Raw genomic sequence first — 12,385 nt, 5'->3', positions numbered from 1 at the left:
TAATAAATACATAAACCTTTGATTTCTGCGTACCTTGGAGGATGGGTTGAAAAACGGAATTATTTCTTGTATTTTCTTTTTGTTGATGGCGGCGGGTCTGATGCCGGTGATTGGTTGCGGCGATGCAAAGTATACGCACAATGATATGCTGGAAGAGCTCGGCGTTGATACCGATATCGGTGAACTGGAAACACCGGCGGGGGAACCGGTACGGGAAAACTATAATCCCGTCAATAAACCGGTGATGCAGCTGGCAAAGAGGAGTGAGATATTCGTGGCCGGTTATCCTGGATGGTCCGGTGACATCTGGGATGAAAACACTCCTCACCATGCCGTGCTGGACTGGCCTGACCCTATCCAGACCACCACGGACTTTACCCGTTACATCATTTCCGGGGACGATGAGTGGCTCTTGTCCGAAAGGGCCATGGCTGCCGGTGATGTGGACGGCGATGGTGTGGATGAGATTTTTGTAGCCTATATGAAAACCAGTGAACAGGCTGGTTATGTTGTGGACCTGGCGTTTCGGGTGATTAAGTATGAAGATGGGCAGTATACCGTAATAGCTGAAAATACCGTTGATTCATATACGGGCGCGGATTTGACGGATATGACGGGATATGATTATGACACCGAGTATTACATGTATTTTTCTGAGTATTTCGGGTGGATCAATAATTTTAATGCGGTCTGCGGCGATGCCGACGGCAACGGCCTTGCTGAAACGCTTATCTCGTTTAACAAGTCCCTTTTTCTCATTGGCGACAGTGCCGGGAGTTACGATTGTATTAAATCCGTTACCTATGATAAATCGACGGCCTATAAATTGCTGAAAACAAGCGCGGGCGACGTTGACAATAACGGAGCCGACGAGTTTGTCGTGGTAGAAAATGATGTGGAGTCAGACCTTCTATCGGGAACGGCCGTGTACCATATTTATACCGGGGCCGCACTCGACGAGCTGGACAGTGGCTCTGTTGCCGCTACGGAAGGGGGAATCCCCGTTGCGCTCAAATCCGCCAGCTGCGCAGTGGGAGATCTGGACGCTGACGGCCTCAATGAAGTGCTGTTTGCAGGGCAGGCAGAAGGCGATGCTTCATATAATTATTACATGATGATTCTCGATACGGAATGGGATGAGAGCTCCGGGAGATTCACCTTCAGTTTTTTACCGCAGTATGAATCCTTCAGCAGCGGTTCGATTGAACATATAGCACCCAATTGCGCCATTGCCGATTTCGACGGCGATGGAGAAAAAGAGTTTATCGGATTCAAGTATATGTATAAAAATCTTTCCGAGACCGATGGCTCTTTTGTCCGGGAATCGGCCGTGTCAGACGTTTTATCCTTGGTAAGTGAAGGCTGTTTGTATGATGCCGGCATGACCATTGGAGATATTGACGGGGATGGAAGGGCCGATATCGCATATATATCTATAGATCGTGATATGTATTGCATGGGCTTTAATCTCACCAACCAATGGGTGCGTAAGGGCGGGGGTTCTTTAGAGGGGCATGGTGTTGATAATCCCTGGTGTCCCACAGTGGTGATGGGCAACTTTGACGGAAACGATTGTATCGCCATCGAGTTCGTCGAATCCGAGGTGCTCTTTACCGATCCGCATCCTATTGCGGTGCTGGCCTCTAATCCTTACTGGAGTGATATTGATATGTACGGTGAGACTTCCTTCGGAGTCGGCACGGGCATCGAAGAAGGGACTGAAAGGGCGATTGGATTCTCCGTGGGGTTTTCCGTGGGATATGAATTCGAGGGGCTTTTCAATTCATGGGATGTCAGTATCAAGGCCTCTTTTGAATCATCTTTTGACTGGACCGCTTCCGAATCACTTTCCATCGAGGAGACCTGCACCTACACCACGGAAAACGAGGACAAGGTTATTTTTGCCACGGTCCCCTACGATGTTTTCTATTACCGGGTCATCAACAGCCCTGACCCGGCCATGGTGGGGACGATGATCACGGCAAACCTGCCAAGGAAAGCCTTTACCATTCCCGTGGAGCGCAGCTACTATAACGAACATAACGGCAGTACTCCCGACATCGGCGGCACGGTGCTTTCCCATACCGTCGGCCATCCCCTTTCATATCCGTCGTCATATCAGGCAAGCCAGCTCATCGCAGCGGGGAGCAATCAGGGGGTCAAGTCTGTAAACATGATGGATGTGGGCCAGGGTTCGGGCGGTACCTCCATTGAGGTAAGCGTAGCCAACACGGGCTGCTCAACTTTTGCCTTTGACATCGGGGTGAATATCGAGGCCGAGGCCGGCGTCGGGGGATTTGTCGCCGGAGTCAGCGCCGGGTTTCATTACGGTGAGAGCTATTCCATCACCACTACCAGTACGACGATTTACGGTGGGTTTGTGGAGAATATTCCGGCTGATTCCTTTGATGCGGGCAGGATATTCTCCTGGGGCCTGTTCTCCTACCGGGCCGCCCTTGGGAACGATAAATTTATTGTGGTGCAGTACTATACGGAGTGACTTGAGGGTTGTATCGCTGAAAACATCATCGGGCTGCGTATTGATCCGGCGGTTTCCCGATAAACGGGAAACCGCCGATTTGTTTAATCAAGGGAGATGCTGCCGGTCATTTGCGTGCGTGGTCCCGACGGTGACGCTGCGGCAATTGTCGCGATTGTTAATCAATCTTCAGTATGGACATAAAGGCTTCCTGGGGCAATTCGACGTTACCCACCTGCTTCATGCGCTTCTTGCCTTCCTTCTGTTTTTCAAGGAGCTTTCGTTTTCGGGAGATATCCCCGCCGTAGCACTTGGCCGTAACGTCTTTTCGCACGGCCGATATGTTCTCCCGGGCTATGATCGAGGCGCCGATTGCCGCCTGCAGGGGTATTTTGAACTGGTGCCGCGGAATGATGTCCTTCAGTTTCGCGATGATGTCCTTGCCGCGGATCCGGGACTTGTCGCGGTGAACCACGAAAGAGAGAGCGTCCACGGGTTCAGCGTTCACCAGGATATCCACGCGCACCATGTCGGCCACGCGGAAGTCGCTGATCTCATAATCGAAGGAGGCATATCCCCGCGATATGGATTTTAACTTATCATAAAAATTAAACACTATCTCCGACAGGGGAAGTTCATAGGTGAGCTGGACGCGCATGGTGTCCATGTATTCCATGTGCTTATGGATGCCGCGCATGTCCGTTGCCAGGGCCATAATGTTGCCGATATATTCTTTTGGTGTCACGATTGCCGCGTTAACGAAGGGCTCCTCGATCGATTCGATCATTCCCGGGTCAGGCATCTTCACCGGGTTATCGATAATCAGTTTCTGGCCGTTAATCAGGTTTATGTGAAACTCGACGCTGGGGGCCGTGGTAACCAGGGCCAGGTCGAATTCACGCTCCAGCCGTTCCTGAACTATCTCCATGTGGAGGAGTCCCAGGAACCCGCAGCGGAAGCCGAATCCCAGGGCATAGGAATTATCTGCCTCGAAAAGCAGCGAAGCGTCGTTGAGCTGCAGCTTCTGAAGGGCTTCACGCAGGTCCTCGTATTCGTCGCTGAACATGGGGTACAGTCCGGCAAAGACCATGGGTTTTACCTCTTTGAAGCCCGGGAGCGGGTTCTGGCAGGGATTGGTGGCCAGGGTAATGGTGTCGCCGATCTTTGTATCCACCACGGTCTTGATGCTGGCCACGATGTATCCCACATCACCCGGTTCCAGCAGGTTTCGTTTTTCCAGGTTCAGGCGGAAAACGCCCACATCGGTGACGTCGAACTGTTTTCCCGTGGAGCAGAGCTGGATCGTATCGCCCCTTCTGACACGGCCGTCAAAAATCCGCACCTTGGTGATGACGCCCAGGTATTTATCGTAAAAAGAATCGAAGATGAGGGCCCTGAGGGGTTTTTCCGGATCGCCCTTGGGCTGCGGTATTACCTCGGTGATCCTTTCCAGGAGTTCATCAATACCCTGGCCGGTCTTGGCCGATACGAGCACGGCCGTTTCGGCATTTAGTCCCAGGCTTTTTTCTATGCTTTCCTTTGTCCGTTCGATGTCGGCTGCGGGCATATCGATCTTGTTGATGACCGGTAATATTTCAAGATCGTTTTCCATGGCAAGGTAGAGGTTCGCGATCGTCTGGGCCTCAACTCCCTGGGTGGCGTCTACGATGAGAAGTACGCCGTCACAGGAATGGAGGGCCCGCGATACCTCATAGGTGAAATCCACGTGGCCCGGCGTGTCGATGAGGTTGAAAACGTAAATTTCCCCATTACGGGCCGTATAATTAAGCGTGATGGCGTTGGACTTGATGGTGATGCCCCGTTCGCGTTCGATGTCCATGGTATCCAGCATCTGGTCCTTGTGTTCCCGTGGGTCTACGAGGTGACATTTTTCAATGATGCGGTCGGCCAGGGTGGATTTGCCATGATCGATGTGGGCAATGATTGAGAAATTGCGTATGTGTCTGAGATCCATTAGTGATAATCCTGCTGAGTGTTGTTATGGTCTTCAGGATATGTACTATGACGGTAATATCCCGCATTTACTTTTCATTGGTTCATGTGCCGCATGATACAAAATACTGAAAAACCGATTCAACGTTACAAAAATTACCGTAGTTTTGGCAACTAAATAAAATGAACACGCTGAAAATCTCAATAAAAGATTGCAATTATGCTTGCGCTTTTGGTGTCACTGTTATATCAGTTCACGTGAATCGTTATGGGAGCCCGTATTGATAGCATTAATCTCCCATACGGACAAAAGGATGATTGAAACGATGCTGAAAACAGGTTTATGCTGCTATATCATGGGTCTTTCTCTTGTTTTTCTGGAGCCGGGAACTATTACTGCCGCGGATCTCGAACCGGCCGAAAGTGTACTGAATAAAATTGACGACGGATCAAAGAAACGGAATATTTACCAGAACCTGAAGCAGATCATAACAGAGCCGTCGGGAAGAAAGAAAATCGTCAATGTAGACCTGTATTGCATTGATAAAGGCGAGCGACGCATATATCACTACCTGTCCCCTGCCTGGGTCAAGGGAATTATCGTCAATATTGAAAAGAAGGGGAATGCCATAAGCGTCACCTCTCCGTTTAAAAAAGATACACGCGATATACAGCCGGTGAACCGCAGTGCTTACGTGATGGAATCGGATTTCACCTACGAAGACCTGGCTTCTTTTTCATGGGGGGACCATTATGCGGGAATGACGCTTCGCATGGAGGAGGAGGGCGGTGTGCCCTGTCTTGTGCTGAGTCTCCGTCCCGTGTATGACGGGTCGGCCTATACCCGGCTTGTCATGTGGGTCGATATGAAAGAGTACAGCGTGGTCCGCATTGATTATTACCAGAAGAATGAAAGCACGCCCTTCAAGCAGATGCTCTGTAAAGAGTTCAGGGTTGTCGGCAATACAAGGGTGTGCACCGAGGTGCATATGCAGCATCTCTATAACGGCAGGAATACACTGCAGATGGTCACGGAGATGCGTTTCGATGAGGATGTTGATTATTCCCGCATCAATGAGTCTTCCGGCGATCAGTGATTGTTTTTTTCCGGCGTTTCTTTCAATATTTCATACAGGATGATACCGGCGGCCACGGAGGCGTTCAGCGATGATACCCGTCCCCTCAGGGGAATCCGCACCGTGTAGTCGCATTTTTCTTCGGTGAGCCGTCTCATACCGCTACCCTCGCTGCCGATGACTACAATAGCCGGCCGCGTGTTCTTCAGCGAGTCCAGGTCCCGGTCGCCGTGATCCGTGGAACCGATTATCCAGAACCCCGTTTTTTTCGCTTTCTCAAGGAACGATGCCAGGTTGCTTACCGTGATAACGGGGATATACGCCGTGGCCCCCGCCGATGCCTTGATAACGACAGGGGTTATTTCGGTTGTATGGGCCGCGGGCATAATAATACCGTGACACCCCAGGGCCTCGGCGCTGCGGATTATCGCTCCGGCGTTATGGGGATCAGTTATCTGGTCCAGGGCCACGAGGACCCCCTTTGCCGCCATGGCATCCTCGAGAAGGGACAATTCGTCATGTTTTTTTGCCTGCCGGCTGACTTCCAGTGCCACGCCCTGATGAGCCGACGAGGGACCCAGGGATGAGAAAAACTCCCTGTTTTCACGGCGGACCGGTACATTCTTTTTTTTCGCTACGCCCATTATTTCGTCGATGATGCGGCCATGGGCGTGGTCCGAGACGCGCAGAAGGCCGCCCGCTCCCGGTGCCAGGGTGCGCAGGTATTCCATGACGGGGTTTCTGCCCAGGATCAGTTCTTTCTTTTCCACCGCGTTCCGTCTTTCGTATCTTCCAGAATAATGTCTTCTTCGAGGAGGATCGTCCGTATCTCATCGGCACGCTGGAAATTTTTCGCCTTTTTAGCGGCAATTCGTTCTGCGATGAGGGACTCTATGCGTTCCGCATCCACGGCATCGTCTGCAGCCGGGAAGAAGATGACACCGAGTACCGAGTCTATTTTTGCCAGTGTCTCAAGAAGCGCTCCGGCGTCGTCGCGGGATAGCCTGTCTTCGTTGATAAGGCTGTTCATCTCGTGGAGAAACTCGAACAGGACCCCCAGTCCCCGGGAAATATTCAGGTCATCATCGACGCCTTCGATAAAATCGGCTATGAATTTTTCCATGAGACCCGGCAGTTCGGCGCATCGGGGCCCGTCGCCTTTGACGTCCTTCAGACGGACGATAAAATTATCGATGCGGGCCAGGGCCTGGTCGGCCTGGCCGATCCCCTCGAAGGTGAAGTTCAGCTGCTTTCTGTAATGGGCCGAGAGCAGAAGATACCGAATAGAGCGGGGGGAGAAACCCTTTGCCAGGAGGTCGCGGAGCGTGTAAAAATTGCCTTTTGATTTGGACATCTTGGTTCCGTCAACCAGGAGGTGTTCGGCATGGATCCAGTGTCTTACGAAAAGTTCGCCGTAGGCCGCTTCGCTCTGAGCTATTTCATTTTCATGGTGAGGAAATATAAGGTCGACACCGCCGGTATGAATATCAATGGTGGTTCCGAAGATGTTCCTGATCATGGCACTGCATTCGATATGCCAGCCGGGGCGTCCCTTGCCGTAAGGTGTATCCCAGCATACTTCTCCTTCTTTTGCCGATTTCCACAGGGCGAAATCCCGTACATCATCTTTTTCGTATTCGTCCGTATCGTACCGCAGTCCCGATTTGATCTCGCGGGAGTCGAGGCGGCTTAAGCGACCGTAACCATCCCACCGGGAGATGCTGAAATATATGGACCCGTCCTTTTCGTAGATCAGACCCTTCTCGTCGAGTTTTTTAATTATGTCCACCATGGCATCAATGGATTCCGTGGCACGGGGGATGAACTCAACGATCTCAATGTTCAGCGTTTTCAGATCCTCGAAGAATATGTCGGTGTAACGTTCCGTGTACTCCTTCAGAGAGATACCCTCGTTCTCAGCCCCCGCGATGGTTTTATCGTCCACATCGGTTATATTCATGGCGTGATCGACCATGAATCCCCGGAACTTGAGGTAGCGTCGGAGAAAGTCATTGAAGAGAAAAGTCCGGAAGTTGCCGATATGGGCGTAGCTGTACACCGTGGGACCACAAGAGTATATAGTGACGTGAGGATAATCCTCAATGCGCTCCTTTTTTACGCCGCCGGGAACCAGTTCATCGGTCATACCCGTCAAAGTGTTGTGTATTCTCAGTGCCACGACAACCTCCTGGTGACATCTCATTCAGCATTATTTTTAAGCGGTAAACTGTCAGACACTCTTAAATCTTTGGACGGGGATATGGTTGTCAAATGTTTTTTATGAAACCTTGCCGTTGATGTCCTCTTTCAGAGGGATGATGATCTCCTCAACATCCTCGTAGATTGAGGTATGGATTTCCGGTTCCGGGGTCTTTTTCTCTTCGACGGGCTTGGTGAAGATGCTGACCTTGTCCAGGTCTTGTACACCGCCCTGGAGGTTGGCTATAAAATAATGGAGCTTTTTAATATACTCGATGAGCTCGTTGAGCTTTTTATTCTTTCTGTCGATTATCCTGGTGGATTCCGTGATCACCTTGCGCAGAACCTGCGTCTGCTTATCCAGTTTGCTTTTCAGGGCCAGGGCCGTTTCATAGTATTCTTTATTGACTTTCTGGAAATTGATTCGCGCCAGGACTATCTCGCCCTTATCCTTATCTTTTTCAATGGATTCAAGTATCTCATTGAATTCCTTCATTGAAAAAAGGTCATCGGTAGATGTCTGGACCCACTTTTTCCCCTCTTCGTCGATAAATTCCGTCAGATCGGGAATTATTGTCTTTTTTGTCGTCTTTTTCATGGCTGTAAACGGCGGTTATTTGTGAATATAACTCTTCTATATCAATATTTCGGCATGTATAATCCAAATTTCAACAATAAAACCTGCTTATTTGATAGTATCTCTAAAAATCAGGTTTTTCATTATCAACAAGATGGGGGGAAACTGATTTTTCCAATGTTGCGCCACAAGGGAACATCCATAGTATGATTTATAGAGGTTCCGTTGATAATGATTGACAGAAAAGTAGCCGTGTCAAAAATGTTGGATGACCTTGAAAGTAATGTGACGGCCGCCGGAAATGACTTTTATACTATTTTTACCGGCGTACGGCAGGCGAAATATCCTCATGAACGATAATATAACTATAAAAAAGAACCTGCTTGATCATCTGGGCGAACTGGGTACTGTCCGGATCAATGAGCCCATGAGTTCATATACCACGTTCAAAACGGGAGGTCCGGCCGATATACTGGTTATTCCCCGTCATGCAAAACTGGCCGGCGAAGTGATCAGGGCCGCTGCCGGTGAATCCATTCCTGTGACTGTCATTGGCGGCGGATCCAACCTGCTTGTCGGCGATCGGGGTGTGCGGGGACTGGTCATTGTGCTGTGCGAAAAGTTCAGCGGCCCGGGGCGTATCGGGATTGGCGACGACGGCCTGGTCTATGCCGATGCACCGGTCCTGAAGGAACGCTTTATCGATTTCGTCCTGGAGAAGGGCCTGGGCGGTGTGGAATTCATGACCGGCATCCCCGGGTGCATTGGTGGGGGGATCGTCATGAACGCCGGGACAAATCTGGGTTCCTTTATCGATGTACTGGTGCATGTTGAATATGTCGATGCAGCAGGACAGTTTCATGCCATGGAGGTGAACCGGGGTATGTCCGATTACCGCACTTTCAGAATAGAAAAGGGAACCTTGATCCTGGGTGGAAGTTTTAGATTGCCCATCAGTGATGATCCGCATCTTCTGAAGCAGAGAATTGCCGATATACTGGAGGACAGGCGGGGCAAGCATCCCCTCGAATTTCCCTCGGCCGGATCGGTGTTCAAGAATCCCGCGGGCCACAGCTCCTGGCAGCTTGTCGACGGCGCAGGCCTGAAAGGTAAAAGCATAGGCGGTGCCATGGTTTCGGAGAAACATACGAACTTTGTCATAAACCGGGGTAATGCCTCATCGAAGGATATCAAGACGCTCATAGAATCGATACAGGAAACCGTACTGACCCGCTACGCCGTATCACTGGAAACGGAAATACGGATGATCGGTGAATTTTAAATGAACACCCTCAAGGGGGAAAAAATATCCGACCTGGAATTCTGCGCCCTGGACCTGGAGACAACGGGGACCAATCCGGTATTTCACCGTATTGTGGAAATCGGGATGATCCGGTTTACCATGGGCGGAGAAGAAGATAAATACGAGACGCTTGTCAATCCAGAAATGGATATCCCTGAAAAGGTCGAAGCGATACACGGTATCAGCGATGGCATGGTGGCCTCACAACCCGTGATTGCCGATCTTCTTCATGATGTTGAAACATTTATGCGCGGCTCGATACTGGTCGTCCATAATCCCGATTTTGACCTTTCCTTCCTGGCCGGCGCATTCAGGAGCAATAACCGTCCGCTTCCCCGCATGTTGGCGCTGGACACGGTGAGGCTGGCCCGGTATGCCTATCCCGATATACTGAATCATAAACTGGACACGCTCTGCGGTTATCTCAATATTCCGCTCAGCCACCATCGGGCCCTCTCCGACGCAGGAGGGGCCATGGGTATATTTAAGAGAGTGATGCGGGACCTTGATCCCCGGGCCTTGTGGCGACTCTCTCATTTACTGAAGTTTCATGGAGAACTGGTAAAGCCCAGGCTGCCCAGGAGAAAGTCAGCCTCCTTGTATTACAGCAGTAATTTCGTCATGGGGAAGCGTGTTCATATACGGTATTGCGATTCCGAGGGAAAAGTCACGGAGCGCGATATTCTTCCACGGGAATTTGTCCGTTTCGGAAATACGAACTATCTGGTTGCCTTCTGCTACCTGAGGAATAATGAGCGTTATTTCAGTACAAAGGGAATTCTGGAAATAGGGTAGGGGTCACCATTTTTTCACGAATCTGAAATAAAAATTATTTTGACTCTTCATTTCTTTTATAAGCCAGTCCCGGCTGTAGTAGACGGTCCATTCGAACTGGTCCAGAACAATAAAACGTCCGGAGATACCGCCGGCCAGCCCGGACTGTAGTCCGCTGTAGTCGTATCCACTTCCCTGGAAGAGTACGGTATCGATAAAAATCCCCAGATAAACGAAATCCCGGTAAATGGAAAAACGGTATTCCGACGAAAGGGACCAGACAGAATTGGTATAAATATCAAGTCTCTGAAATCCTTTGAATGCGGAATCCGTGACCGGCTGTTCATAACTGTAAGGGACCTTGCCCCAGAGTCCCGTATATTCCGATGCCAGGGCAAGAATATCATTTCTTTCAAAGGCGAAATCAAACAGGGCGGCAACCTGCAGTTTGTGGAATGTCCGGTGGTCGCCGTACAGGTCGTATAAAATGGAGAAGCTTCTGTTAAGGGGACTTCCGATGCGGTCCGGAAGCAGTTCCAGCTTCAGTTCCGATTCCATGAGGTAATACATTGATCTCTCATCGTTGAAAATCACGGGTGCTGTGGCCGACGGATCGCTGACACTGTTGTACAGGTGTGATAGTTCAATGCCGGCTCCAAGGTATAATTTCAGTTTTTCCAGAAGGGTGAGACCGGGTATGATCAATCCCTTTATTTTACTGTACCGGAATTCCTCTATCCCCAGGTCCTTCCTCGAGTTATTGGAGGTAAGGTAATTCACCCGTGCAAGAGGAGTGAAGTAGTTCATCAGCATGGGCGGGAAATGATAATCGGCGTCGGCTGCCAGATACGTGATGTGGGGAGGCCTGTCGAATTTGTAATCCCATCCATACATGAGGCCCATGGATGTACCTGCGTTGATAAAATCCTTCTGCTGTAACACATCATGCTGGTAAAAGCGGAAAATGGGCATTAAACCGCGTGTACCGTCCGATTTCACTTTTATGGCAAATCCGTCTTTCTTCCCCGTTGAAAAACCCTGTCCCTTTTTTTTTGTTACATAGACCTCCATGTTATACCGGTATCCGATTTTATCAAAAAATTCAATCTGGTTTCTGCCCAATATGGGAATGTTCAGGTCCCGGTCTATCTGGAAGAGGGAGTTATCGTAATTTTCAGCAGGTACGATTCTTATATTTACGTCGGAGAAATCGAATTTTTCCTTCAGTCTGCTGACATTATGATCAACTTCCGGTTTGTTGTAGATTTTATTTTTGAGGGTAAAGTCATATTTTACCCTGAGCATATCGTATGTGTTGAGATCGTAAAAGACTATTCTACCCAGTCGGCCCTCGTCGACAAACAGTTCGAGTGAGGTGTCATTCTTGGCGACGATGTAAGTCCTCACCAGAATATATCCCTTCTCGCGGTAGAATGAGTTAATTTCCCTTATTAATCTGGAAGGGGTATAGGAGTCGGGGATTCTTTTACTAAGCCCCAGGGATCGGAGCAGTGTTTTTTCATTGTAGATTGAAAGGCCGCGGATGTAAACCAGGCGGTCACGAGCGGTCAGGGGGCTGACGATGAAAATAACAATCAGGCACGTTAAGCAGAAGAGACGTAAGGATAATGAAGAATTCATTCACAGAAATTTGCTTTTATGGTTTCCATCAGAGTGGAGATGTTCGTGTCTTTCAGGGAGTAAAACATGAAATTTGCTTCTTTTCTGCGGAAGATTATGTTTGCCTTGCGCAGCACCGTGAGGTGTTGGGAGATATTCGAGATGGTTGATCCGAATTGCTGTTCTATTTCGCCCACATTTTTTTCGCCGTCCAACAGGAAGCAGAGTATTTTCAGGCGTATGGGGTGCGCAATTGATTTCAATATCTCGGTTGCTATATCGATCTGGCAATCTGAAAACATCATTGGGAATACCTTCTATAGGTGAAAAGTTTTAGCAATTAAGTATTAAGGTATTCTGTGAAATGCTGTAATTTTTGTCAATGTTTTTTCACACCTGCGTTA

10 protein-coding genes are annotated in these 12,385 nt (G+C 49.5%); 4 read left to right on the top strand and 6 right to left on the bottom strand.

Annotation, left to right across the window (positions count from 1 at the left end; genetic code table 11):
- Nucleotides 1-85 precede the first annotated feature (85 nt).
- Entirely contained in the window at nucleotides 86-2,500 is a 2,415-nt protein-coding gene (locus tag CVV44_15490; GenBank protein ID PKL37743.1) for a hypothetical protein, read from the top strand.
- Between the two features lie 157 nt (nucleotides 2,501-2,657).
- Here CVV44_15490 and CVV44_15485 read toward each other — a convergent pair whose 3' ends face one another.
- Nucleotides 2,658-4,454, bottom strand: a complete 1,797-nt coding sequence (locus CVV44_15485) for an elongation factor 4 (protein PKL37742.1) — start codon at nucleotides 4,452-4,454, stop codon at nucleotides 2,658-2,660.
- 292 nt (nucleotides 4,455-4,746) lie between these two features.
- Between CVV44_15485 and CVV44_15480 the strand changes: the two genes are divergently transcribed.
- Nucleotides 4,747-5,529, top strand: coding sequence for a hypothetical protein (locus CVV44_15480; protein PKL37741.1), 783 nt, complete (start codon nucleotides 4,747-4,749; stop codon nucleotides 5,527-5,529).
- Here the strand turns inward: CVV44_15480 and CVV44_15475 are convergent.
- From CVV44_15475 to CVV44_15465, 3 genes are all read right to left on the bottom strand, one after another.
- Entirely contained in the window at nucleotides 5,523-6,278 is a 756-nt protein-coding gene (locus CVV44_15475) for a 23S rRNA (guanosine(2251)-2'-O)-methyltransferase RlmB (GenBank protein PKL37740.1), read from the bottom strand. The genes CVV44_15480 and CVV44_15475 overlap by 7 nt on opposite strands.
- Nucleotides 6,260-7,711, bottom strand: a complete 1,452-nt coding sequence (locus CVV44_15470; protein PKL37739.1) for a cysteine--tRNA ligase — start codon at nucleotides 7,709-7,711, stop codon at nucleotides 6,260-6,262. The genes CVV44_15475 and CVV44_15470 overlap by 19 nt, the downstream gene beginning before the upstream one ends.
- 75 nt (nucleotides 7,712-7,786) lie before the next feature.
- Complete coding sequence (locus CVV44_15465) at nucleotides 7,787-8,305, bottom strand: hypothetical protein (GenBank protein PKL37738.1); 519 nt, start codon at nucleotides 8,303-8,305, stop codon at nucleotides 7,787-7,789.
- Nucleotides 8,306-8,585: 280 nt separating this feature from the next.
- Between CVV44_15465 and CVV44_15460 the strand changes: the two genes are divergently transcribed.
- Nucleotides 8,586-9,566: a UDP-N-acetylenolpyruvoylglucosamine reductase gene (locus CVV44_15460; protein ID PKL37737.1), complete on the top strand. Its 981-nt coding sequence runs from the start codon at nucleotides 8,586-8,588 to the stop codon at nucleotides 9,564-9,566.
- Entirely contained in the window at nucleotides 9,567-10,382 is an 816-nt protein-coding gene (locus tag CVV44_15455; protein ID PKL37736.1) for a hypothetical protein, read from the top strand. It abuts the gene before it with no gap.
- Between the two features lie 3 nt (nucleotides 10,383-10,385).
- Here the strand turns inward: CVV44_15455 and CVV44_15450 are convergent, their stop codons facing one another.
- Nucleotides 10,386-12,002, bottom strand: coding sequence for a hypothetical protein (locus CVV44_15450; protein ID PKL37735.1), 1,617 nt, complete (start codon nucleotides 12,000-12,002; stop codon nucleotides 10,386-10,388).
- A complete protein-coding gene (locus CVV44_15445) occupies nucleotides 11,999-12,286 on the bottom strand; it encodes an ArsR family transcriptional regulator (protein ID PKL37734.1) in 288 nt (95 codons plus the stop codon). Before CVV44_15445 ends, CVV44_15450 begins: the two co-directional genes overlap by 4 nt.
- Between the last annotated feature and the right edge of the window lie 99 nt (nucleotides 12,287-12,385).

The sequence above is a fragment of the Spirochaetae bacterium HGW-Spirochaetae-1 genome (genome assembly GCA_002839375.1).
Lineage (GTDB): Bacteria > Spirochaetota > UBA4802 > UBA4802 > UBA5550 > PGXY01.
The sequence above is the reverse complement of the archived record's forward strand: the minus strand, read 5'-3'. Positions and strand labels throughout refer to the sequence as shown.